General features: G+C 43.5%; 23 protein-coding genes and 1 tRNA gene. 8 read left to right on the plus strand and 16 right to left on the minus strand.

Features of this window, described 5'->3' with window-relative positions:
- Nucleotides 1-119: 119 nt before the first annotated feature.
- The 3 genes from dsbA to AC4IFO_RS14230 are packed head-to-tail and all read right to left on the minus strand — an operon-like array spanning nucleotide 120 to nucleotide 2,042.
- Nucleotides 120-740: a thiol:disulfide interchange protein DsbA gene (dsbA, locus tag AC4IFO_RS14220; RefSeq protein ID WP_206084827.1), complete on the minus strand. Its 621-nt coding sequence runs from the start codon at nucleotides 738-740 to the stop codon at nucleotides 120-122.
- Nucleotides 741-773: 33 nt separating this feature from the next.
- Complete coding sequence (locus tag AC4IFO_RS14225; protein WP_490735281.1) at nucleotides 774-1,769, minus strand: serine/threonine protein kinase; 996 nt, start codon at nucleotides 1,767-1,769, stop codon at nucleotides 774-776.
- 3 nt (nucleotides 1,770-1,772) lie between these two features.
- Nucleotides 1,773-2,042: a YihD family protein gene (locus AC4IFO_RS14230; RefSeq protein ID WP_353244004.1), complete on the minus strand. Its 270-nt coding sequence runs from the start codon at nucleotides 2,040-2,042 to the stop codon at nucleotides 1,773-1,775.
- Between the two features lie 215 nt (nucleotides 2,043-2,257).
- Here AC4IFO_RS14230 and mobA point away from each other — a divergent pair, with 215 nt between their 5' ends.
- From mobA to AC4IFO_RS14250, 4 genes are all read left to right on the plus strand, one after another.
- On the plus strand, nucleotides 2,258-2,845 hold the full coding sequence (mobA, locus tag AC4IFO_RS14235; protein WP_490735284.1) for a molybdenum cofactor guanylyltransferase MobA: 588 nt from the start codon (nucleotides 2,258-2,260) through the stop codon (nucleotides 2,843-2,845).
- A gap of 2 nt (nucleotides 2,846-2,847) precedes the next feature.
- Nucleotides 2,848-3,366, plus strand: coding sequence for a molybdopterin-guanine dinucleotide biosynthesis protein MobB (gene mobB, locus AC4IFO_RS14240; protein ID WP_490735286.1), 519 nt, complete (start codon nucleotides 2,848-2,850; stop codon nucleotides 3,364-3,366).
- A 65-nt stretch (nucleotides 3,367-3,431) separates the two neighbouring features.
- A complete protein-coding gene (locus AC4IFO_RS14245) occupies nucleotides 3,432-4,130 on the plus strand; it encodes a helix-turn-helix transcriptional regulator (protein ID WP_490735288.1) in 699 nt (232 codons plus the stop codon).
- A gap of 49 nt (nucleotides 4,131-4,179) precedes the next feature.
- On the plus strand, nucleotides 4,180-4,779 hold the full coding sequence (locus tag AC4IFO_RS14250) for a glutathione S-transferase family protein (RefSeq protein WP_490735290.1): 600 nt from the start codon (nucleotides 4,180-4,182) through the stop codon (nucleotides 4,777-4,779).
- A gap of 55 nt (nucleotides 4,780-4,834) precedes the next feature.
- On the opposite strand, the gene gorA is transcribed toward AC4IFO_RS14250, so the two are convergent.
- Nucleotides 4,835-6,187: a glutathione-disulfide reductase gene (gorA, locus tag AC4IFO_RS14255; protein ID WP_490735292.1), complete on the minus strand. Its 1,353-nt coding sequence runs from the start codon at nucleotides 6,185-6,187 to the stop codon at nucleotides 4,835-4,837.
- 138 nt (nucleotides 6,188-6,325) lie between these two features.
- The gene (locus AC4IFO_RS14260) at nucleotides 6,326-7,168 is read right to left on the minus strand and encodes a 23S rRNA (adenine(2030)-N(6))-methyltransferase RlmJ (protein ID WP_206084834.1); all 843 of its coding nucleotides are present in this window, start codon (nucleotides 7,166-7,168) and stop codon (nucleotides 6,326-6,328) included.
- Between the two features lie 234 nt (nucleotides 7,169-7,402).
- On the opposite strand from AC4IFO_RS14260, the gene AC4IFO_RS14265 reads away from it, so the two are divergent.
- Both AC4IFO_RS14265 and yhjD read left to right on the plus strand, forming a co-directional pair.
- Nucleotides 7,403-7,807 carry a DUF1090 family protein gene (locus AC4IFO_RS14265; RefSeq protein ID WP_490735295.1) on the plus strand — a complete coding sequence of 135 codons (405 nt, stop codon included), beginning with the start codon at nucleotides 7,403-7,405 and terminating at the stop codon, nucleotides 7,805-7,807.
- A 172-nt stretch (nucleotides 7,808-7,979) separates the two neighbouring features.
- Complete coding sequence (gene yhjD, locus AC4IFO_RS14270) at nucleotides 7,980-8,969, plus strand: inner membrane protein YhjD (protein ID WP_490735297.1); 990 nt, start codon at nucleotides 7,980-7,982, stop codon at nucleotides 8,967-8,969.
- Between the two features lie 43 nt (nucleotides 8,970-9,012).
- Here yhjD and AC4IFO_RS14275 read toward each other — a convergent pair whose 3' ends face one another.
- Nucleotides 9,013-10,074 carry an NAD(P)H-dependent flavin oxidoreductase gene (locus tag AC4IFO_RS14275; RefSeq protein WP_490735299.1) on the minus strand — a complete coding sequence of 354 codons (1,062 nt, stop codon included), beginning with the start codon at nucleotides 10,072-10,074 and terminating at the stop codon, nucleotides 9,013-9,015.
- 85 nt (nucleotides 10,075-10,159) lie between these two features.
- Between AC4IFO_RS14275 and AC4IFO_RS14280 the strand changes: the two genes are divergently transcribed.
- Nucleotides 10,160-11,041 carry a LysR family transcriptional regulator gene (locus AC4IFO_RS14280; protein ID WP_490735301.1) on the plus strand — a complete coding sequence of 294 codons (882 nt, stop codon included), beginning with the start codon at nucleotides 10,160-10,162 and terminating at the stop codon, nucleotides 11,039-11,041.
- Nucleotides 11,042-11,081: 40 nt separating this feature from the next.
- Complete coding sequence (locus tag AC4IFO_RS14285) at nucleotides 11,082-12,083, plus strand: serine hydrolase domain-containing protein (protein WP_490735303.1); 1,002 nt, start codon at nucleotides 11,082-11,084, stop codon at nucleotides 12,081-12,083.
- A gap of 52 nt (nucleotides 12,084-12,135) precedes the next feature.
- On the opposite strand, the gene AC4IFO_RS14290 is transcribed toward AC4IFO_RS14285, so the two are convergent.
- From AC4IFO_RS14290 to glyS, 10 genes are all read right to left on the minus strand, one after another.
- A complete protein-coding gene (locus AC4IFO_RS14290; protein ID WP_490735305.1) occupies nucleotides 12,136-13,620 on the minus strand; it encodes a M16 family metallopeptidase in 1,485 nt (494 codons plus the stop codon).
- 169 nt (nucleotides 13,621-13,789) lie between these two features.
- On the minus strand, nucleotides 13,790-14,488 hold the full coding sequence (locus tag AC4IFO_RS14295) for a HAMP domain-containing protein (protein ID WP_490735307.1): 699 nt from the start codon (nucleotides 14,486-14,488) through the stop codon (nucleotides 13,790-13,792).
- Nucleotides 14,489-14,683: 195 nt separating this feature from the next.
- Nucleotides 14,684-15,688 carry a dipeptide ABC transporter ATP-binding subunit DppF gene (gene dppF / locus AC4IFO_RS14300; protein ID WP_490735310.1) on the minus strand — a complete coding sequence of 335 codons (1,005 nt, stop codon included), beginning with the start codon at nucleotides 15,686-15,688 and terminating at the stop codon, nucleotides 14,684-14,686.
- Complete coding sequence (gene dppD, locus AC4IFO_RS14305; protein WP_490735312.1) at nucleotides 15,685-16,665, minus strand: dipeptide ABC transporter ATP-binding protein; 981 nt, start codon at nucleotides 16,663-16,665, stop codon at nucleotides 15,685-15,687. Before dppD ends, dppF begins: the two co-directional genes overlap by 4 nt.
- A gap of 12 nt (nucleotides 16,666-16,677) precedes the next feature.
- Nucleotides 16,678-17,580: a dipeptide ABC transporter permease DppC gene (dppC, locus tag AC4IFO_RS14310; RefSeq protein WP_219245414.1), complete on the minus strand. Its 903-nt coding sequence runs from the start codon at nucleotides 17,578-17,580 to the stop codon at nucleotides 16,678-16,680.
- A gap of 10 nt (nucleotides 17,581-17,590) precedes the next feature.
- Nucleotides 17,591-18,610 carry a dipeptide ABC transporter permease DppB gene (dppB, locus tag AC4IFO_RS14315; protein WP_219245413.1) on the minus strand — a complete coding sequence of 340 codons (1,020 nt, stop codon included), beginning with the start codon at nucleotides 18,608-18,610 and terminating at the stop codon, nucleotides 17,591-17,593.
- A 167-nt stretch (nucleotides 18,611-18,777) separates the two neighbouring features.
- Nucleotides 18,778-20,385 (minus strand): dipeptide ABC transporter periplasmic-binding protein DppA, encoded by a 1,608-nt coding sequence (dppA, locus tag AC4IFO_RS14320; protein ID WP_219245412.1) that lies wholly within the window; start codon nucleotides 20,383-20,385, stop codon nucleotides 18,778-18,780.
- 605 nt (nucleotides 20,386-20,990) lie between these two features.
- On the minus strand, nucleotides 20,991-22,556 hold the full coding sequence (locus tag AC4IFO_RS14325) for a ShlB/FhaC/HecB family hemolysin secretion/activation protein (protein WP_490735315.1): 1,566 nt from the start codon (nucleotides 22,554-22,556) through the stop codon (nucleotides 20,991-20,993).
- A gap of 239 nt (nucleotides 22,557-22,795) precedes the next feature.
- Nucleotides 22,796-22,872: transfer RNA gene (locus AC4IFO_RS14330), tRNA-Pro, on the minus strand.
- Nucleotides 22,873-23,093: 221 nt separating this feature from the next.
- Entirely contained in the window at nucleotides 23,094-25,163 is a 2,070-nt protein-coding gene (glyS, locus tag AC4IFO_RS14335; protein WP_490735317.1) for a glycine--tRNA ligase subunit beta, read from the minus strand.
- Nucleotides 25,164-25,165 lie beyond the last annotated feature (2 nt).

Consider the following 25,165-nt stretch of genomic DNA (forward strand, 5'->3'; position numbering starts at 1 on the left):
TTAGCTAAGAAATATTTTGATTTAACACAAGATGAAGGGAGTAGTCGAATTGTGGATATTGATTCAGTCACAAAGAGAAATAACCTGATGGTGGCAAGATTTGCCACCATCAAGAAGACTTACTTTTTATTCACTAAGAAATTCACCACATTGGAAAACTCTTTGCCATAGTCTTCTGCTTTATCAGCAGAAATACCGTTGTTACGGACTTGGTATTTGCCGTCAACAAATAATGCTGGCACGCCGCGTAGTTTTAAATCTTGAGCCGCATTTTGCTGTTTTGCCACGACAGATTTAACCACGAAGCTATTTAGCGCTGCATCATACTCATCACCAGAGATACCCGCTTTGATGAAAGCATTACGGATATCGGCTTTGCTATTGATAGTTTGCGTTTTTTGGATGCCTTCAAACAGAATTGGCGTCACTTTATCTTCCGCTTTCAGTACGATAGCAACTGCCCATGCTTGAGTTAAATCTGCACCTAAAGGCCCTAAGAAATCAACGTGATAACGTTCCATTTTTACGCCTTCCGGTAAATTTGCTTCTACCGTTTGTGGCACTTTATACACACTTTCAAACTGGTAACAGTGCGGGCAGTAAAAAGAGAAAAACTCTAAAACTTGTGGCAGGTTTTGCACAGGTTTAACATCGGTATACTCTTTACCTTCCGTGTAATTTGCCGCTGCGGCACCAAAAGACATGGCAATACCAAGCAAAGCCAACATAATTTTTTTCATAGACTACATTCTCCAAAAACAAAGACTTAAATGTTAAAACTGCGGGGTTAATTGCAAAGGAGCATCCTGCAACCGTTCAATTTGCTGCGCAAACTCAATGGATTGCTTTTGCCAAAAATCATCAGCTTGTAGCCACGAAAACGCCCGAGGAAACGCGGGGTCTTGCCAACGACGAATAATCCACCCGAGATAGTGAACCATGCGCATCGCCCTAAGCGGTTCAATCAGCTTTAGCTGTTTTACATCAAAATCAGAAAACTCATTATAAGTTTCTAATAGCGTATCTAATTGAATGACTTGCTCTTGGCGTGAACCATTAAGCAGCATCCATAAATCCTGAATCGCAGGGCCATTTCGCGCATCATCGAAATCCACCATCCACGCCTCATCACGCCACAAGATATTGCCCGGATGGCAATCCCCCTGCAGTCGCAAGGTGGATAACGTTGTTGGCCATTGCAGTTTGACCTGCGCAATCAGCTTATCTAACGATTCAATAAATGGCTCTTTGTCGCGTTCTTTCAACAACGAGCTTGATACAATAATATCGCGCGGCTTATCAAGATATTCATCCACACCCATTGTCGGACGAAATGCAAAGTTTTTGCGTTGCCCAATTTGGTGAATGCGCCCTAATAAATGCCCGACACTTTCAAGCTGAAATAAGTTATCTGTTTCATATTGCCGCCCACCGATACTCGGAAAAACAGCAAACATAAAGCCACCAAACTCCAATACCGTTTGCCCAGCAAACTCAAGAGGGGCAGCAACGGGCAACCCTTCATCATGTAACTCTAATGTAAAATCATGTTCTTCTTGAATTTGCGAGCGATTCCAACGCTCAGGCCGATAAAACTTCACCACATAACGTTGGCGATTTTCGTCTTGGAACTGGAAAACACGGTTTTCGTAACTATTGAGTTCTGTCAGCCCTGATTCTAGGTAAATCCCCGCTTCCATGAGCGCGTCTAAAATCAAATCCGGTGAAATTCCACTAAAATGGAAATTCGAATGTTCTATTTCATCCATGATTTAGTCTTTTATGATCCCACGAGCACGCAAAATCGCTGTTTTAAAATCATCTTCATAATCTTTTTTCAGGCCGGGGATTGCATCGTTACTGTCTGTGCCACGCATTTTCAGATGATAAATCAATACATCATCCGTTAATTCAGATAAGCTGCCTTTAAAGCCCGCTTCATCAGCAAGTTTCTGCAATAATTCAACAAGGTTTAAATCTGAGTTATCTTTCCAAACAGGGTGCAGAAGCTCAATGACTTCATTTAAGCGATGGCATTTCATGTTTATTCCTTTATCACGAATATTCGATACAAGTTATCAATAATCATACAAGAGAAAAAGCGAACTGTTGTCAATCTACGTAAAGTTTAGCGCCAATACGTACGAATATTCATTGATTTTATAGCAAAATAGAATAAATTTTAGCAATTACTATACGCGAAAGTGTTTACAGGTAAGTTGAAACATTTTCTTGAAGATATTCAAGGATATTGAATATGTCATTTCGACAGTCAATTACAGGGGTCATACTAGCAGGTGGCCGGGGAACACGTATGGGTGGGCAAGATAAAGGCTTAGTTCCTTTGTTAGGTAAACCTTTATACCAATATATCCTTGCGCGCTTATCCCCCCAAGTTAACCAAGTGATGATTAATGCCAACCGCAATCAAGATGAATATTGTCAAAGCCAATTGACAGTTATTACAGATTTAAATACGGATTTTTCAGGCCCTTTAGCGGGGATGCAGGCCGCACTTCACCATGCAAAAAGCGATTGGCTGTTATTCGTGCCTTGTGATGTGCCTTCGTTCCCCTTGAATTTAGCGGAAAAAATGTTCATGGAAAAGGGGCAGCATTTAGCCTGTTATGCGCAAGATGCAGAACGCGAGCACCCAACTTTCGCCCTATTACACCGCAGCCTTCGGTCACAACTTGATGATTATCTCGCCAGAGGTGATCGCAAACTGATGCTCTTTATGCAGGAAATCAATGCAAAAGGCATCATATTCTCGTCAGAAACTGGGTCATTCGCTAATTTGAATACACCAGAAGATAGCCGTAACTGGGAGTTACAACAAAAATAGCCATGAAGCAAAATACTCTACCCCTACTCGGAATTACCGCCTACAGTGGTACCGGTAAAACCACCTTATTAAAAAAAGTCATACCGTTACTTAGACAACGTAACGTAAGAGTCGGTTTAATCAAACACACTCACCATGATATGGAAGTGGATAAACCAGGCAAGGACAGCTTTGAATTACGCAAAGCAGGCGCTGACCAAACACTAGTCGCCAGTGAAAAACGCTGGGCGCTAATGACAGAAACACCCGAAGTCAAAGAGATGGACCTATATTATTTAGCGAGCCGTTTTGATCCCGCGTCTTTAGATCTGATCCTCGTTGAAGGGTTTAAACATGAGACGATCGATAAAATTGCTTTATTTCGCTCCGAGGTTGGAAAGCCACTGAATGGCCTGATCGATAACTATGTGGTCGCTGTCGCCAGCAATGAAATTATTGATACGCAAGTCCCGCAGCTCGATATCAATAACCCAGAACAAGTGGCAGATTACATTGTCTCTTGGTGGCAAAAAAGTAAATAACCCCTACACAGCGCCTATTTGCGACTCAAATAGGCGCTGCTAAATTAAAAAATAAGCAAAAATTTATGACTCGTACCCAACGCTTACTAACCTTATTACAAATTCTCAAAGAAAACCGTTATCCGATTAAGGCAGAAACGCTGGCTTCACAACTTGAGGTGAGTGTCCGTTCCATCTATCGGGATATTGAGTCTTTGCGCGACCAAGGGGCTGAAATTGTTGGGGAAGCGGGCATCGGTTACCAATTAAAAACAGGGTTGTTATTACCGCCGCTTGCCTTTGACGAAAATGAATTGGAAGCCTTAATTTTAGGGTTACGTTGGGTAAAAAGTAATGCGGATAGTGAGCTAAAAAACTCTGCAATACGGGCGATCAGCAAAATCAATGCTGTAGTAGCCGGGAATGCCCAGAAAATCCTCAATCAAAATACCTTATTTGCGCCTACAACACATTATTATGATATCAATGATAAGGTTGCTAAGGATTTACGCTCAAGTTTGCGAAAAGAGTGTAAAGCCAAAATGACTTACCTTGATGCGCAAAACCAACCAACCGAACGAATCATTTGGCCGATTGCGATTGGCTATATGAAGGACTCCCAAGTCTTAGCGGCGTGGTGTGAATTACGAGAAAGCTACCGTCATTTTCGCTTGGATCGGATTCAATCGTACTTTGCACTTTCTGATAAACTACCGTATCCAAAGGAATATTTATTAACACGCTGGCAAAAAGAAGTGCTATGTGTGTCTCCTGACAATTTCTGACACTGCCCTCTCTTATAGTAAGCACTCAACTTCATATAAGGGAATAACCATGAGCGAACTCGTCCTGTTTACTAATTCAATGTCACGCGGCAATACTGTCGATTTATTATTAAAAATCTTAGATGTGCCTTACAAACGCATTGAGTTAGGTTATGGTGCAGACATGCATACTGCTGAATACCTCGCAATTAACCCAATGGCAAAAGTACCTGCGCTAGTTGATGGTGATACCGTTGTGACAGAAACTGCGGCGATTTGTACTTATTTAGCAGACAAGTTTATTGAAAAAGGCTTAGCACCTGCATTGAATGACCCAAAGCGTGGTGATTATTATCGCTGGTTCTTTTTTACGGCGGGCCCAATTGAATCTGCCTTTACCATCAGTAATTTAGACATTCAATTAAACGAAGAACAGCAAAAATCATCTGGTTTTGGTTCTGTTGAACGCACAATGGCTTGCTTAGAAGTCGGTTTAAACAGCGCTAAACCGTTTATTTGTGGTGAGCAATTTACGGCTGTGGATGTGTATGTCGGTGCATTTGTGATGTTTTTAGTCAGATACCAAATTATGGAAGCCACTCCAGCAATGAAAACTTACATGAAAAGTTTATCCACTATTCCTGCAATTGCAGAGCTGCTGGAAAAATAATGTCAAAAAAAGCTAAGCTCATCAGAGCTTAGCCTTCAATTCTCGATACCCAAACTTAACGCATCGTCACAAACTCTTCCGCTGCTGTTGGGTGGATTGCTACAGTATTATCGAAGTCTTTCTTGGTTGCGCCCATTTTTAATGCGACCGCAAAACCTTGAAGAATTTCATCCATACCGAAACCAATACCATGAATCCCGACAATTTTTTCATCTTCACCGACACAAACAAGCTTCATGCGGCAAGGCTGGCGATGAGAGGTGACCGCGGTATACATCGCTGTAAACGATGATTTATAGCTTTTCACGTTATTCGCACCGTATTTTTCAACCGCTTCTGGCTCGGTTAAACCGACAGTGCCAATGGGTGGATGAGAGAATACAACGGTTGGGATGTTGCTGTAATCTAAGTGCTCATCTGGCTTGTTATTAAATAAGCGCTCAGATAAACGACGACCAGCAGCGACTGCAACTGGCGTTAATTCCACAGCACCTGTGTTATCACCCACTGCGTAAACACCTGCAACGTTGGTGTTTTGGTATTTATCAACCTTGATGTAGCCTTTCTCGTTTAATGCAACACCCGTTACTTCAAGATTCAGGTTATCTGTCATTGGCTCACGACCAATAGCCCAGATTAAGGCATCAACAATTTGTTCATGGCCATTTTCTAATTTCAACGTTAATGAACCATCCGCATTTTTCACCACTTCTTTTGGCACCGACTCAGTGTGCAGTTTTGGCCCTTCGGTGTTCATCACTTCCACCAGCGTTTCGACAATCAGTGGGTCGAATGAACGCAGTGGTGCATGCTTGCGAACAAATAAATGTGCCTCAGCCCCTAAACCGTTTAACACACCCGCCAGCTCAACCGCAATATAACCTGCGCCAACCACCGCCACGCGTTTTGGTAAATCCGCCAACTCGAAGAAGCCATCAGACGTCATGCCATGCTCTGCCCCTGGAATCTCTGGGATCACAGGGCGGCCACCTGTTGCAATCAAAATATGATCAGCAGTATAAGTTTCGCCATTCACTTCAACAGTATGCGCATCGACAAAACGAGCAAAACCGCTGATCACATCCACTTTATTATTCCCTAATACGCGGTCATAGGATTGGTGAATACGATCAATATAAGCAGTACGACTCTCAATTAAGGTTTTCCAATCAAAACGGTTGATGGTTGTGTCGAAACCATAATCAGGGCCATAGTTGCGAATGGCTTCTGAAATCTGCGCCGCATGCCACATCACTTTTTTCGGTACACAGCCGACGTTAACGCATGTTCCGCCTAATGCTTTCGCCTCAATTAAGGCACATTTTTGTCCATACATCGCCGCACGGTTCATCGATGCAATACCACCGCTTCCGCCACCAATTGCAATATAGTCGTAATGTTTGCTCATAATTTGGTTATTCCCATTTATTGAATGACTTATTTGTTCATTTTCTCGCAGATCGCTATCCATTGTCATGAGATAAATAGCGATTTACGATAGGCCATACCAGTTATTTCAATTGGTATGACCTATTAATTAGGTGAATTACTCAGGCACAATCCACTCAACTAAGGTATGCCCTGTTCCTTCTGGAACCAGTGTTTTGTGCAACCATGGCAGCACATTTTTCATTTGCTGCTCGAGTTTCCAAGGCGGATTGATCACAATCATTCCTGATGCCGTCATACCACGTTGGTCACTGTCAGGACGCACCGCTAACTCAATTTGTAGAATTTTACGAATGCCTGTCGCTTCTAATTGGTTGACCATGCGCTTAATTTGCTGGCGCAATACCACTGGGTACCAAATCGCATAAGTACCCGTTGCGAAGCGTTTATACCCTTCCGCAACCGCTTTCACGACCGCTTCATAATCTGATTTCATCTCATAGGGCGGATCCATCAAAGCAAAACCACGACGGCTGTGCGGAGGTAATTTGGATTTCAACTGTTGATAGCCATCTTCCCGTGAAACTTGCGCACGCCTATCTTTCAAAAACTCACCACGTAATAAAGGATAGTCGCTGGTGTGTAATTCGGTTAATACCAGTTTATCGTGTTCGCGTAATAAAAATTTGGCTAATAACGGCGAACCCGGATAATAACGTAAACGCCCGCCGTCATTAAGGCGACGCACGATATTCATATACGGCAGTAATTCTTCAGGTAAATCCGGCTGCTCCCAAATACGTGCAATTCCGTCGAGGTATTCACCAGTTTTTTCTGCATGTTCACCCGTTAATTGATAACGACCCGCTCCTGAGTGCGTATCTAAATATAAAAACGGTTTTTCTTTCTCTTTCAGAGATTCGATGATCAAGCTCTGTACTGTGTGTTTTAACACATCAGCATGGTTGCCTGCGTGAAAGCTATGACGATAACTTAACATGTAACGTTTATTTCCTGAGGAAATTCAACACTAACCACCATTGTGGTTACTATTAAATAAATGCGTAAAAGAGCGCCTTTTTGAATAAAAAATAGGCCGTATTGATTCTTGTGCGCCATTATAGCGAAATTTGCTCATAATTGTCACAGTCATGAAATCAGTAAATTCCACATGACCTAATTGCGATAAAACGCTATCCTAAACACAAATTTTGACACATTTAAGGGAAAAAAAATGAAAAAGTTACTCATCATCACCGCAATTTCTACTGTTTTTTTTACTAGCACTTCAGCAATGGCGGCTAAAAGCCAAAATGGCTGCGAAATAAAAAAACAAAATATCGAAGAACAAATTAAATACGCCAAACAACATGGCAACCAATATCGTGTTAATGGTTTAGAACAGGCGTTAAATAACGTAAATCGTTATTGCACACCGGAGTCTTTATACCGTGATAGCCAAAAAGAGGTTGCTGAGAAAACTGAAAAAGTCCAAGAACGCGAAGCGGAATTACAAGAAGAAAAAATCAAAGGCAACGACCGCAGTAAAATCGAAAAACGTGAGCGTAAATTAGCCGAAGCGCAAGAAGAACTGAAACAAGCACAAGCAGAATTACAAACCTACAAAGACGCTCTTTAGTCTTTCTCATTTCATTATTAACCGCACTTCAATGCCTGTTTTCATTGAAAAATAGGCGTTGGAGTAAAGTTATCCCCAAATTTACGCTATAGTAATGGCAGGTTATCGTTAATAAACAGCAAATTGCTCGAAATACTGCACCAATTTAGCAGTAAAAATAAGAGGGACATCAATGTCAGATATGCAGGAAGACGAACAAAAAGAAACCAACAAACTGAAAGCGACACTGACAAAAAGCCTCGATGGCAGTAAAAAAGCCCTCACTTTCTCAATGCGTGTGGTGAATTTTATTACCGCGATCCCTTTTATTGCGCACTTAATTCGTACCGCGCAGCGCTTTACTGACCGCATGGGGAACCAGTTTGGCGCCGCTATTACTTACTTCTCTTTTCTCTCATTAATTCCTGTATTGATGTTCTCCTTTGCGGCTGCGGGTTTCGTGTTAGCCAGCAATCCCGAGCTCCTTGAGAAATTGGTACGGGGCATTTCAGCCAATATTACCGACCCTACCCTTGCCAATACGTTGGAAAGAACCATTGATACCGCAATTCGCCAGCGGACAACCGTCGGTTTAACCGGTTTAGCATTAGCCGTGTATTCTGGAGTGAACTGGGTTAATAACTTGCGATTAGCCATTTTGGCGCAATCAAGGCCTGTTTGGGAACGAAATGAAGATGAGCAAGAAAATATCGTTTTCCGCTACATTCGCGATTTTTTTGCTTTAATTGGCCTCTTAATTGCGTTGATTGTCACCATTACGCTGACATCCGTTGCTGGTTCAGCCCAAGCCACCATCGTCAGCACGCTGGGTTTAGATGGCATTGAGTGGCTAAAACCGGCGTGGACGCTAATTGGTTTAGGCATTTCCATCACAGCGAACTTCCTGTTGTTTTTATGGATATTTTGGATCCTACCGCGCATGCAACACCGCCGCCGTTCCTTATTCAAAGGTACACTATTAGCCGCAATTGGCTTTGAAATTATTAAATCGGTAATGACATGGATTTTACCTAATTTGGCGTCATCACCGTCCGGCGCTGCATTTGGATCAGTACTGGGTCTGATGGCATTCTTCTACTTCTTTGCTCGCTTAACCTTATTTTGCGCGGCGTGGATTGCGACAGACGAACCTAAAGGTTCACAGCAAGAAGCCACACTTTAACCATTTATTCAGGGGGATTTCCCCCTGATTTCCCTGAACCAAATTATTCTTCTAATTCTTTAGCCAGTGTCTCGACAAGTTCAGCGGCTGGCATTTCACGTATCTTCGCGACATTTTGCCCTGCCCAATGAGCCGCATATTCGTCACTCCCTGCTTTTGTTGCGGCGGCATTAAGCTGCTTACCCACATCATAGGCGATTGGATAATCTGGCAATTTGCTCAGGTCATACTGTGCCCCTGTTTTAATAAACGAGTTAACAATTCCCCGAGCGGGACGCCCTGAAATTGCCGCCGTCAATGTCGTGTTATCTGCGGTTTGCTGTTTTAAATTGGCACGATACCCCGCATTGGTTGCAGATTCAGGGCATAACAAAAATGCGGTGCCAAGCTGTGCGGCTGCTGCGCCATTGTCTAATGCGGCTTTGACATCTTGGCCATTCATAATACCGCCCGTGGCGATAATAGGTAGATGGGTATGTTGTACCAATAATTTCACCAACGCTTGCGTCGTCAGTTCATCATCATCTGCCTGTACATCAAACATCCCACGGTGCCCGCCCGCTTCAATCCCCTGTGCAACTATCGCATCAATCCCTGCCTTTTCAATCGCCTGAGCTTCTTGCAGATTCGTTGCCGCCGCCATGGTGTAAATCCCCTGCGCTTTTAGCTGATTAATTACCTCAACCGATGGCACATTAAAGTGAAAGCTGACTACAGGGGGTTTCATCTCAAGAAACAATGCCAACATCTCGGGGTTATCAAGGAAAGAGAGGTAGATTTCCCCCAATTGTTCAGGTGGCTGAGCATTAAATTGGGAGAATTGTGGCGATAGATAATCCACCCACGCTTGCTCATTCGTCTGACTGCGCTTTGGCGTTAGATGGCAAAATACATTCACATTGAAAGCGTTATCCGTTAATGCTTGGGTTTGTGCAATAAGTTGGCGAGCTTGCTCAACAGAACTTGCCCCTAGCGCCAGTGAACCTAAACCACCCGCCTCTGAAACCGCAGCAGCCAATGCGGGAGTTGAGACAACCGCCATCGGTGCTTGAATGATTGGATAGCGTAAACCTAATCGCTGTAGAAATGCATTTGAGTTATTCATTATCTTTCCTTTATCTCAATGTCAGGGTACACTTTATATTCTTATTTAAAGAAGAAACATAGCACAACATTCACATAAAAAGAAAATGAACTCTGAATCGCTAAAAATATTTTGCACTGTTGCCGCCGAACTCAGTATTACCCGTGCGGCAACTCGCTTAGGGCGCGTCCCATCAAATATCACCACTCGCATCCAACAGTTAGAAGCGGATTTGGGTGAGTCTCTTTTTATTCGCCAAAATAAGCGCTTGGAACTTTCTGAACCAGGTAGGCAATTTCTCGATTATGCGCAGCGGTTGCTGGCTTTAGAAGAAGAGGCTCGCCATGTGATCAGTGGCGGCCAAGATGGGGGGCAATTGCGTATTGGGAGTATGGAAAGCACAGCCGCTTGTCGGTTGCCTTTACCGCTAGCACAATTCCATCAACAAAATCCAAACACACGATTATTATTACGTACAGGGTCTTCTCTATCACTCCTTGACCAAGTGCATACAGGGAAACTGGATTGCGCTTTTGTTGCCCTACCAGCTTCGCTCTATGAGCCTAGCCAGTTTTCACAAATGGGTATCAAAACAGAGGTTATTTGGCAGGAAGAACTGCAATTACTGCTTCCTGAACATGACCAAAGTGCGAGCAATAATGCGGATATTAAGACACGTTCACTCGCCGCATTTACCCAAGGATGCAGCTATCGCAACATTGCCGAGCAGTGGCTGGGGATCCCCGCAAACTTGGATTGGAATATTCAAGAAATGAATTCATACCATGCCATGATTGCTTGTGTCACGGCAGGAAGTTGTGTCGCGCTGTTACCGAAACAGCTCATCGAATCAATGCCAATTTCATCATTACAATTAGGCCGTATTCCAATCACGACGTGTGACACACTGTTGATTTATCGTGAAAATTACCATGTCCCCGCATTTAGCGCATTTAAAGCGTGCATCACATCTTTGCATAATGGGTAAGATGGGAAATTCCCAATTGACCGTCTGATGAGGACTTTTGATGACAAACGTAGCCCAACAACTGGAAAGCTTATCCTGCGGGGTGGTTCTCTATTACCATAATCAACTGAAAAATAGTGTTGGTACGTTTTGCGCCAGAGGTGCATCACTGGATAACGCCCCGCTTACTGTCGATACGCCATTACGCATTGCCAGTAACAGCAAAACCTTTACCGCTGCGGCAATTTTGCGTTTAGCTGAAATGGGCAAAATTAATATTGATGAGGCAATCTCCAATCTGATTGACCCACAATATAACGTATTGCTGAGCACAAAATATGATACCCAGCAAATTACCGTTCGCCATTTGCTCAACCACAGTAGTGGGTTACTTGACCACGCGGATGCGGATTACCTCAAAGAGGTGATTAAGCGCCCAGATTACCAATGGAGCCGCCTTGAGCAGGTTGAGATGTATGCGCGCAAACAATTCCCTTTCATCCCCCCTTCTGAGTCCTTTATTTATTCAGATACTGGGTACATTTTACTCGGCGATATTATTGAGCGAATAACGGGTCAATCCCTTGGGCAAGCTGTTAGGGAGTTGCTCAAATTTGATAAAATCGGCCTAGAAAGTGCTTACTGGGAATATTTAGAACAACCACCGCAAAGTGCAGCGCCACGGGCAAAACAATACCTCGGTAAGTTCGAAGGGACACATATTCACGCCTCTATGGATGTTTATGGTGGTGGCGGGTTGATTATGTCCTCAAAACAAATGGCTCAATTTTTAGAGGCCTTATTTGAAGGAAAAATTTTTGCATCACCTAAAACACTTGAAACCATGCTAAGCGTAGGCTCCCATGAAGGTGCCGAGAGCTATCGCTTGGGCATTATGGTAAGTGAAGTTAACGGTATCACCCTTTATTCACATTTAGGTTTTTGGGGATCTGTCGCCTACTATTCACCAGCAACTAAAACCAGCGCTGCTGGCTTTGTGGATGATAAAGACTCAAGAGCCACATTGACTAGCGTGATCGAAACGCTATTCACTGAACAATAATTGGCGGGAAACAAGATAGCCTATGCATTTACACAGGCTATCTTTTTGTCGATTATTGAGCTGCTGGTGTTGCAGGTGCAACCTCAGTTGACTCTGGCGTTGCAGGGATTTGCGGCCAAAGGACTTTATTGAATTTCTGGCGAATTTGCTCTGCATCCATGGTTTGCTTATCTTTAGGCTGTGCGAGAACAAAAGCGGCCTCTTGGGACAACAAACGTCGCGCTTCCATATTCACTTGGTCAAGGCTTTGTGCTGCTAAGAAAGCCTGTCTTAAGCGTTGATATTGCTCTGGTGCGATATCCACAACGCCATTTTGCTGGGAAATCAAACGTTGGCTAATCAACACGTCAGTACTGGTGCGTGCATACGCGGCAAATAACTGGGACAACTGCACCTGTTTTTCTTTGATCATCTCATCAAACAATTCAGGGGCGATTCCATTTTGATTAATCGCAGCAAGCTCGCTAGCCACAAGGTCTGTAACTGCTGCCATCTTTTCTGGTGCTGCCGTTACTGTCAGCGTACACGTGGCCTTTTGGTATTGCACTCGGCAATCTAAACCCGGAACGACCTCATCTTGATTGAATTTTTGGTTAAATGATTTTTGCAATGTACGGTAAACCGCTTCACGCGCTAAATCACTTGCCCAGTAACGTAATAAAACGTTTGAATCATTAATTGGTAACCAATCGATATCCCAAATTAAGGACAGCGTATCTTGCGCAGGTTGGTCTTGCAGGATATCAATAGACTGCGGTTTAACGGTAGATAACACCGCGACAGAAACCGGTTCTGAACGTCTGCCTTGCAGCCCTGAGAACGTTTGTGAGATTGTATCGGATAGCATCCGTGAATCCACGTGCCCTGCTACATATAGCGTCATCACATCTGGGGTATACCATTTTTGGTAAAAATCATTCACACCGGCAAGATCAACATTTCCATTTGGCTTCTGGCCTGGGTCATAGCCCATCATAGCAGATCCTTTCAAACGCGCACGCCAAACTGGATCATTTGCATTTAATGGCAGCGTTGCAACAGGCACATTTTGTGCTTCTAGCCCATTGTGCAACGCAGTTTCAGTGTATGTTGCACCTGCCACTGACGTCGACAGCCAACTCAGCGCCTGTTTAATTAAATCAGGGCGGTTGTTTGGTAAACTTAAGCTGTAAATCGTGTAGTCATAAGAGACCACGGCAGGGGGAATAGGCATATCAGGGTCAGTTGCCTGACGCCAAAATTCTTGTAAAGTAGCGGCTGGAAATGCTTCTGTTTGGTGAAACAACGCCATTTTAGGGATTAAATAGCTATAGCCTTTTTCGCTCGCTTTTTCGGATAATGAACCTGTTTTGATGGCTAACCTGAGCTGAATACGGTCATTCGGACGCTGTGGTGTTTGTAATAATTGCCAGCTAAAGCCATTTTCTAGCTTTCCTTGCTGCCATGCTGGATCGGGTTGCAACGGTTCAGCTTGCGCGAATTGCGCCACTGACAGTAATACAACACTGATAATATACCGAACTTTCAAGCCCTGCATGTAAACCCCTATGTGTTTTATATCTTTATATTTAACCGCAAATTACGACGAATAAATTAACGAAAAACGTGAACTTACTGGGTTAAACGATACCGTATGGCTTTATCCAATCTGTCATTGTCACCACTCTAACGATATTAGACCATAAAGCTGAGAGCATGTTCATGGCTTAGTCTGAATTTTGTTGTTTTCTTTGACGATTATAACCTTTTGCCAATAAACCGAGCTCATCATCGTGATGGTAGTGAGATACCGCCACCTGATTAACGGATTCGTTCGTCTGTAATTCAATGGCTATTTTACGCAATGGCCTCACAATCATCCTGCTGACGCACCATGTCATCCCAATTGCAATAATGAGCACCAACAACAAATAGGTGGTCGTCATAAGAGCAAGGGTATTTAATGCAAACCGATAAACACGGTTTGAATCAACCTGTAACGTTAAATAGCCTTGAGGCTTAGCCTGTAGCGCAACATTACCATAGGCATATAATGGCACTGTCATTTCCACAGGAATACCCACAATATACTCTGCCCATTCAGGTATCGGCTTCGGCGTCGCAAAACTTAAATTCATAACAGTTGCGTTATCAACCGTGACAATCGCTTTACCCATAATGCCGGAGGTTTTTAAGCTCACAAGCAACCTTTTCGCTTCGTTAAGATCTGAGCTTAGCAGAGAATCTGTTAATGGTTTTTGAATTTGTACAACAGCATTACTGAGCTGACCTAAGTAATCCTGCTTACGCTGTTCTAGTAAGTAGCTGAATTGAATAGCTAAAAAAAGCGCAAGTGAGAGTAATGTAATCGCAAAAAATGCAACCATACTTTTTAATGTTAGTGAGCGTTGGACTCGCGTGTTCATTTGGCCACAACCTTCCTAATCAAGCCGCTTTTTAATAAGAACGAAAAACATCTGTCAGTATACTTGATTTTATCTGCAAAAGAGCAATTTAAAAAGAAAGATTGGATATTTAGGATAAGCGATAGTCTGAAGAGAATTAAACACTAACTCCACAAATAAAATGGCAGAAAGAAAGACTTTCTGCCATTCAAAAGGTTAACTTACAACAACTGTTTGTTTTTCGTCCTCATCAACAGCAAAACACGCGACAAGCTGTTGATCATACTCTTTCAGTGTAGGCTGAAATTGTGTACATTGACCAAATGCACGATGGCAGCGTGCAGCAAAAGCACAGCCTGGCGGCGGGTTCAACGGGCTTGGTAATTCCCCCGTTAATTTAATGCGTTCACGGCGTGAATCAGGGTTCAACCTTGGCGTTGCGGAAAGTAACGCTTGTGTATAAGGATGCAGGGGATTGTTAAAAATCTGCTCTTTCGTCCCTTTTTCAACGCAACGCCCCAAATACATCACCATGACCTCATCCGCAATGTGCTCTACCACCGATAAGTCATGGGAAATAAACACATAAGACAAACCTAAGTCCTGTTGCAAGTCCATCATTAGGTTTAATACTTGCGCACGCACAGAAACATCCAGCGCAGAGACAGGTTCATCAGCGACCACAATATCAGGGTCAAGCATCAAGCCACGTGCGATTGCTATACGTTGGCGCTGACCGCCGGAGAACATATGTGGATAACGGCTATAATGTTCTGTTTTCAAACCGACTTTAGCCATCATCGATAATACTTTTTCTTTCCGCTCTTCTTTCGAAAGCGATGTATTAATCACTAATGGCTCTTCCAAAATTTGTCCCACTTTTTTACGTGGATTCAAAGACCCATACGGGTTTTGGAAAACAATTTGAATTTTTTGGCGGCGTAGCTTTTCAGCTGCTTTATCTTTAACTAACAGGTTTTGGTCTTGGTAATACAACTCGCCATCTGAAGGTTGCTCAATCATCGTCAGCAAGCGACCTAATGTGGATTTGCCACAACCCGACTCACCCACAACGGCTAATGTTTTGCCCCTTTCAAGTTCAAATGAAACACCATCCAGTGCTTTTAGTGTTTTTTCTGCACCAAACACACCTTTTTTAACGGAATAGTACTTTTTCAAGTCCACGGCTTTTAGCAGTGGCGCTGCATGTTTGTCACTCATAGTGTTGGCCTCCCCATATCATCCAGCGGCATATGGCATTTAACTTGGCGATCACCAACGGTCTGTAACATTGGCTCTTCTTGGCGGCATTTCTCTGTAGCGTACGGGCAACGGGGATTGAGCAAGCAACCTGTTGGCCTGTCATATTTGCCGGGAACCACGCCGGGGAGTGAAGCTAAACGTGATTTATTCATCGCAAATTCAGGGAGCGCACGTAATAGCGCTTGCGTATAAGGGTGACGAGGGTGTTTAAAAATATCACTCGCTTTTGCTGATTCAACCACTTGCCCTGCATACATCACGATAATGTGGTGAGCCGCTTCCGCAACTAACGCGAGGTCATGGGTGATAAGTACGAGAGCCATATTTTCTTGTTGCTGTAATTCCAACAATAATTCAATAATTTGTGCCTGAATAGTCACATCCAGCGCAGTTGTCGGCTCATCCGCAATCAACAATTTAGGGCGGCATGCAATCGCCATCGCAATCATTACCCGTTGGCTCATCCCACCTGATAGCTGGTGCGGGTATACATCCAAACGCGACTCGGGATCAGGAATGCCCACCATATCAAGGAGGTCAATCGCACGCTGCTTACGGGTACCTCTGTTGCCACCTTGGTGGACCTTAAGCGCTTCCATAATTTGATAACCCACCGTAAAGCACGGGTTCAAACTGGTCATCGGGTCTTGGAAAATCATCGCGACATCGGCACCGACAATTTGCCGACGCTCTTTTTCAGGGATAGACAATAAATCGCGACCATCGAACTTTAATGAGTCCGCCATCACTTTTCCGGGATAGTCAATTAACCCCATAATAGCTAAGGAACTCACCGATTTTCCTGAACCTGATTCACCGACGATACCGACGACTTGGCCTTTTTCAACACTATAGCTGATGCGGTCAACAGCGCGAAACGGTGCTTTTTCGTCGCCGAAATGTACCGAAAGTTGTTCTACATTTAACAGTGCCATTAGATTACCTCATCACTGCTTGAGTTTTGGATCAAATGCATCACGTAAACCATCGCCCATCAGGTTAAACGCTAATACAGTTAATAAAATTGCTAATCCCGGGAACGTCACAACCCACCATGCGCTCTGTGCAAACTGCAACACATCAGACAGCATTGTTCCCCACTCTGGCGTTGGAGGCTGAGCCCCCATGCCGAGGAAACCCAAAGCAGCCATATCTAAAATAGCATTCGAAAACCCTAACGATGCCTGAACAATCAGAGGCGCTAAGCAGTTAGGTAAAATATTGACAAACATCTGGCGAATAGCCCCTGCACCCGCAACACGCGAAGCCGTCACGTAATCGCGGTTCACTTCAACCAACACCGCCGCTCGCGTCAAACGGATATAGTGAGGCAATGCCACGAATGTCAGTGCAATAGATGCATTCACAATGGATGGGCCAAAAATGGCCACCAGCACTAAGGCTAATAGCAGGCTTGGCAACGCCAACATGATATCGACAACACGCATGATCAGCGCATCAACGACACCACCGAAATAACCTGCAATTACACCAATTGTTACCCCCATGATCAGCGAAAGCACGACCACAAGACAGCCTACTAACAGGGATAAACGTGCGCCATACATCAAGCGGGATAATAAATCACGCCCAACGTCATCGGTGCCTAAAATAAATTGCCACGTTCCGCCCTCTTGCCAAACTGGTGGCGCAAGTAAAAAGTCGCGGAATTGTTCATCTGGGGCGTGAGGAGCAAGAACTCCTGCAAAAATTGCGATTAGCACCATCAGGACGATATAAAACATCCCAGCAACGGCCCCTTTGTTGCGTTTAAAATAGTGCCAAAATTCTTGTAACGGCGTCATCGGCTGCGGGGCGCTGACAACGGTTGGCTCAGTAGATTGAGACATTTAGCGCTCCTTATTTCTTATGACGAATTCTTGGGTTTACAATGCCGTACAGCACGTCGACCACTAAGTTAACGAAGATAATCAATGTGGCGACAAGCAACACACCACCTTGAACTACAGGGTAATCACGGCGTTGCAGCCCTTCGATTAACCAACGTCCCAGACCTGGCCATGAGAATATAGTTTCGGTCAAAATTGCACCCGCTAACATAACCCCAACCTGTAAGCCAATGACCGTGACGACCGGCAACAAGGCGTTACGCAGTGCGTGAATCAAGATAACGCGCGCACGACCTAAACCTTTTGCTCTCGCAGTACGGATGTAGTCTTCACCTAATACTTCCAGCATTGACGAACGCGTCATTCGCACAATCACCGCTAATGGGATCGTCCCCAGTACAATGGATGGCAAGATAAGGTGTTCTAACGCATCGATAAAATCGCCGCTCTCACCCCAAATTAGGGTATCAATAAGCATAAAACCCGTGAGTGGCTGAGAATCATCAAGGAATACCGTGTCACTCACCCGCCCTGCAACAGGCGTTAGGTCAAGCTGTACCGACACTAACATGATGAGCATGATCCCCCACCAGAAGATTGGCATTGAGTAACCCGTTAAGGAAAGGCCAATGGCGGTGTGATCAAAAATCGACCCGCGCTTAACTGCGGCTAATACCCCGACAGGGATCCCCACCGAAATCGCAAAAATCATGGCGCAGGTGGCTAATTCAACGGTCGCTAAAAAGCGTGGGACAAATTCTTCCCAAACACCAATACGACTTTTCAGGGAAATCCCTAAATCGCCATGAAATATGCCGTTGATATAATGTAGATATTGTTTCCAAAGTGGCTGATCGAGCCCTAATTCAGCCATTAAATAGGCGTGTCTCTCAGGGGATAACCCTCTTTCGCCCGCCATGATCATAACGGGATCGCCCGGGATCATGTGAACAAAAGCAAATGTGAGTAATGTAATACCGATAAACGTGGGGATCACAAGCCCCAATCGTCGGAGGATAAATTGCAGCATATCCTGAATCTCTTTAATAATGCCGTTGACGGCTCTTAGTCCGTTTGGCTACTCAGAAAATTTCTTTTCCGGGTGCTCACAAACAACTGAACTTCTCTGCTTCTTTAAAGAAGAAAACGCCCTTCGTTCCAAACCAGCAACGAAGGGCATAGACAGATTAGATGCGATTACTTCTCGATGTCGACGTTTTCGAAGTGGTGTTTACCTAGTGGATCAACCACATAGCCTTTCACTTCTTTACGCACTGGTTCAAACACGGTTGAGTGAGCAATGATCAGCGCTGGCGCTTGATCATGCATGACGACTTGTGCTTGTTTGTACAGTTCAACACGTTTGTTATGATCTGCCGTCATACGAGCAGGCTGGATCAGGTTTTCAAAGCTTTCGTTACACCACTTGGAGTAGTTAGAGCCTTGTTTTTTCGCAGCGCAGCTAAATAATGTGGCAAAGAAGTTGTCTGGGTCCCCATTATCACCCGTCCAACCCATCATGACCGTTTGTGGCTCACCGTCTTTAGCACGCTTGAGGTATTCACCCCACTCATAGCTAACAACTTTTGATTTCACACCAATTTTTGACCAGTCTGCTTGGATCATTTCTGCCATGCGACGTGCATTTGGGTTATATGGGCGTTGAACTGGCATCGCCCACAGGTCAATTTCAAAACCATTCGGGAAGCCTGCTTCTGCTAACAATGCTTTGGCTTTTTCAGGATTATATTCGTAATCCTTCACTGCATCGTTGTAGCCCCACATGGTTGGTGGGATCAGGTTTTTCGCTTTTTGGCCTGCGCCTTGGTAAACCGCTTCGATGATTGCATCTTTATTCACTGCCATTGACAGTGCTTGGCGAACTTTTTGGTTATCCAGTGGTTTTTTCTCTACGTTATAAGAGAGGTAACCCACGTTCAGACCAGGCTGCTCTAACAAGGTAATGTCTTTATCTTGTTTCATGCGCTCTAAGTCAGCTGGGTTTGGATACGGCATAACTTGGCATTCATTTTTTTGCAGCTTCGCATAACGCACAGACGCATCAGGCGTGATTGAGAACACTAAACGCTCAAGTTTTGGCTTAGTTCCCCAATATTGGTCATTAGCTTTGTACAGAATACGGGAGTCTTTTTGGTACTGTTGCAGAACAAAAGGACCTGTACCGATAGGGTTTAAGTCAACTTTTTCTGGTGTACCCGCTTTCAACATTTGGTCAGCATATTCCGCAGACAGGATGGAAGCGAAGTCCATTGCCATATCCGCTAAGAATGGTGATTCTGGGCGAGTCAGTGTAATTTTCACAGTGTTATCATCGACTTTCTCAACTTTGTCGATAATTTTATCCATGTCCATCCCCATGAAGTATTCATAGCTACCGCCAGACACTTTATGGTATGGGTGGTTTGCATCTTTTTGACGCATGAAAGTGTAAATTACGTCATCCGCATTAAGGTCGCGGGTTGGTTTAAATTCTTTGTTTGAGTGCCATTTCACGCCTTTGCGCAGATGGAAGGTATACACTTTACCGTCATCACTCACTTCCCAGCTTTCAGCTAAGCCTGGCTCAATCTCAGTAGTGCCTAATTTAAACTCGACTAAACGGTTATACAGTGGAATTGAGCTTGCATCGTATGTTGTGCCCGACGTAAATAATTGAGGGTTAAAGCCTTCTGGCGAACCTTCTGAACAGTATACTAATGTTTTAGCTTGTACTGATGCCGACACCGCTAATGCTGCGAGCGTTAATCCTACGGAAAGTAGACCTGTTTTTTTAATAGAGCGCATCTGTATGCTCCTGTGGTGTTCATGTTGTTTTTGCTCGATGACTAACCCCGTCATTAAAATGACAGAAGTAGTATCTGTATTTTTTGTTATTCATTGAGCAATTAATCAACTGTCACCCACTTCGTCAATAGTCACATTGACGTAGAACATACAAATCTCGTAACATATTAGAAACAATTAGCATGCTAACTTAGGCTAAAATATCAATGAGCAGAGCAATTAGTAGGCGTTATAACCATATTGTTAGTGTTGATTAGTGTTTTATGCTTAGATTATTTATTTTTATATTTGTGATTAAGTGCTGAATTACTGAACGAATATAGCGTTTTATCCAACAGCTGCTGAAATAAAACACTAAAGGAAATGAGGATTGAAATTATTTTAGCATGTTATTATTTAGTTTATTTTTTATCCATATTAAAAACATTCGCCTGCTCACACTAAACATAATTTTAACCAACTGATAACTTAAAGAATAAAATAATTTTTATCCGTTCTTTTTAATCAATTAGGCTGTATGCATAAAATTCTATAATATTGTTGTTAAAAGCTACAATTGGCTAAGACGCTCAACACGCTCTCTCATACTACTGCGAAGCTATTGATTAATAACTTATACTGGCTTGGAAACCTGAATGAAGGTTATTCGCAACAACCTGATTGGCCTGCCAAATAGGCACCTCAATGAAAGCATGATAATTAATTGCTTTTATAGTGCCCCTCACGCCAGCCTTGCAGCCCAATACGGCATTTTTTCGCCAAAATGTTGCTCTATTATTTCCCGTTACTCCCATCCCAATCGAACTGTATAACTGAATGAATTTCCATGGCATGTCCCAACTAACCTCATTGTGCAGCTTTAAGCTATTGTCTCCCATCTCAATATTATCGGAGCTTGAAAAGCCCTGTATACCACCGTTTCCAATAAAAGTGTCTCGCTCTAACAGAGCATCGAGTTTAGAACGGCTCAATTGGATATCGACACTATTCTGATAATAAATTGGGGCACTTCCCCAAGCTGATGAAAATGATAACTGGTAAATCTGAGGACGTTCTAGCCCCGTGATTTGAACTGCATTGGCACCAAACCAACTATTCCCTTGCTTATATCCCAAAGATGCTGTCACTTGACCTTGTGAAAAAACCTGCTGGTAAACAAACTCACCAGACAGATAACTCACTAACCGCCTTTGCGTCATCAACCGTTGCCCAGCTAAAAAAGTATCAAGGGTTTGAATTTGCGAGCTAATACTGAATGAAGTAACGCTATTTTCAGTGCGATTAAGAATATATTGAGAGGTGAGTAATAATGCTCGCAGACGTTGCTGCATATCCAGTGCGATACCATTAATTGGTATCTTTGTTTGGTAATTTTGATAATGGCTATAAATAGAAAGCAACCAATAGCGGTATGGCGCCGAATAACCAAGCGCGATGGCTTGTCGTTTATTTCTTTTCGAAGAACCTAAAGAATGATTTACATTTAAATAAAGTAGGTCATTTATCTGTAATGGATTAGCAAAAATAGCATCATGGGAGATGATAGCCTTAGGTTGTTCATCAAAAGGACGAGACTCAATTGACAGCACGCCTCTTTGGTCGCGTGTAACCCCGCCAACAACAACAATTTCAGTCGCCTGAGGATCCAAACTATCAGGCACTAAATCAATATGATAAGGAACCCAAGCTGCATTTTGTAGATTGTACAAACCCTGTTCAATATGTCGTAAATTGAGAACATCACCAATTTCGAAAGGAAGAATATTGGTCACTCCCTGGTAGTGAATATTCGAAATTGTCCCTGTAATGACTTCTGCCTGCAAACGACCCAAAAATAATGCTTGTGCGGGATAAGATAAATAAGAGGTCAAATAACCAGCTTGAATGAGTTCTGTATTTATATAATCAGCATAGGTAAGTAACTCAGGCTGAGTCATACATTGGCCTTCAATCATTCCACGCCATGTTTTTATTTGTTTAGATTTAATCTTGGGCAGCCGCTCTATGCCCCTTAAATCCAATGCATTAATAACAATACAGAGCTGAGGGGTGAGCTGATTGATATCCGTGTTTTGCTGATTTACCATCGCAAAACTCTTCGGCATCACAGCTATCAATGCCGCTAAATAAACGATAAGAAAAATAGAGGGGTTAACACGTTTGGTTTTCATTAACGAGTCCTTGTCATGAAAAGTACCTTTATTCGCACCGTAAACAACTTGAGCTAATAAATAAGCTTTACTGCTGCCAATACGTAATTCATGAGAAAAACTCAAACCGTAGATGGGTATAACACCAAATACAGCAATAGGTTGCAACCAAAGTTAGTCTGAAAATAACGGTCGAAAAGTTTTAATTTGAGGGGGACTAAAACGAGAAAACCCACCTCAATGAGGTGGGTTTTGGAATTTGGTCGGCGAGAGAGGATTCGAACCTCCGACCCACTGGTCCCAAACCAGTTGCGCTACCAAGCTGCGCTACTCGCCGAAAACGGTGTGAATAATACTGCCAAGAATGGGGATCGTCAACCCATTTTTATCGAATTCAGTTCGTTTGCTGATAAAACCATCAAAAAGGTAAGGTTTCTTAGCCTTTTTACAAAACTCACTAAAAAAATAAGCGCTAAATACAATTTAGCGCTTATTTATCAAACAGATTAACTTTTTATAAAAAGACATTTAATTGAGTATTAAACGTGCAATTTAGCCTTATTGCAGCAAAGAAATATCTGCCACTTTTAAAAATAGCTCACGTAATTGGCTTAAAAGCGTTAAACGGTTTACTCGAACCGCTTGGTCTTCATCCATTACCATGACATTTTCAAAGAATTCATCGACAACATCACGCAAAGAAGCTAGCTCAGCAAGTGCTTCTTGGTAGTTTCTTTCTGCAAACATTGGCGCCAGCTTATCTTGCAGGACAACAACGTGCGTTGCCAGTTTCACTTCTTCTGGTGTTTTAAGTACAGATGCTAAAACAGTATCAGAGAGTTTTTCATCTGATTTACTCAGAATGTTTGAAACACGTTTATTTGCTGCTGCAAGTGCCTGAGCTTCTTCCAATGTACGGAAATGAGTTACCGCTTTCACTCGCGCATCAAAGTCCGCAGGCTGCGTTGGGCGACGAGCTAACACTGCTTGGATTGTATCGATGCTGTAACCCAATTCTTGGTACCAAGAACGGAAGCGACCCAGCATAAATTCAACCACGTCATTCACAACATCTTTGTTGGTTAGTTTGTCACCGTATAAACGTGCAGCTTCTTCAGTCATTTCAACTAAATCAAGCTGGTAACCTTTTTCTACAATAATACGTAGAACACCTAATGCCGCACGACGCAGAGCGAATGGGTCTTTATCCCCTTTCGGGTGCTGACCAATACCAAATATGCCAGCTAAGGTATCCATTTTCTCAGCGAGTGCTAACGCTGCTGAAACGTCAGTGGAAGGCAGCTCATCACCCGCAAAACGCGGTTGGTACTGTTCTTTAAGTGCTAATGCGACATCTTCTGATTCACCGTCGTGGCGTGCATAATGCATCCCCATGACACCTTGTGTATCTGTAAACTCAAAGACCATATTGGTCATTAGGTCACATTTCGCTAATAGCCCTGCACGAGTTGCATGGTTAACATCTGCACCAATTTTACTTGCAATCCAACCCGCTAACGCTTCTAAACGATCCGTTTTATCACGCAATGTCCCTAATTGCTTTTGGAACAAGACTGTTTCTAGGCGTGGTAAATTATCTTCTAAACGTTGCTTACGGTCGGTTTTAAAGAAAAACTCCGCATCCGCTAAACGAGGGCGAACGACTTTTTCGTTACCCGAAATAATCTGTTGTGGGTCAGAAGATTCAATATTCGCCACGAAAATGAAATTCGGCATCAAATTGCCGGCGTTATCATAAACAGGGAAATATTTTTGGTCACCTTTCATAGTATAAACCAGCGCCTCTGAAGGAACTTCTAAGAATTTCTCTTCAAATTTAGCCGTTAATACCACTGGCCATTCAACCAATGAAGCAACTTCTTCTAATAAGCTTTCGGTTAAGTCTGCTTTACCACCCAACGCTTGCGCCGCTTTTTCTGCGCCAGCTTTGATAACCGCTTTACGCTCTTCGTAATCCGCCATGACTTTACCGCGTTCGCGTAAAATAGCCGGATATTGCTCAGCATTATCAATCGTAAACTCAGGTTCGCCCATAAAGCGGTGACCGCGAATAGTACGATCACTCTTGATGCCTAAAATCTCACCGTCAATAACATCGCTGCCTAGTAGCAATGTGACAGTATGAACAGGACGCACAAATTGCGTGTCTTTATCTGCCCAGCGCATCAATTTTGGAATAGGTAGTTTTGCTAATGAACGACTGACCATATCGACCAGCAATTCACTGACAGCTTGGCCTTTCATTTGCGCACGATACAGTAACCACTCACCTTTATCTGTCGTCAAACGCTCTGCTTGATCAACGGTAATGCCACAACCACGGGCCCAGCCCTCAGCCGCTTTAGTCGGCTGGCCGTCAGCACCAAATGCTTGAGCAATAGCAGGGCCGCGTTTTTCAACTTCGCGGTCAGGTTGCGATGCTGCTAAATCAGCAACTTTAAGCGCCAAACGACGCGGAGCAGCAAACCAAGTTACTGCGCCGTGAGCAATGTCAGCTCCATCAAGCTCTGCAGTAAAGTTTGCAGCGAATGATTCAGCTAATGAACGAAGAGCCTTCGGCGGTAACTCTTCGGTGCCGATTTCCACAAGGAAAGTCTGTTGAGTCATGA

This window comes from Providencia sp. UF-224 (assembly GCF_058245955.1).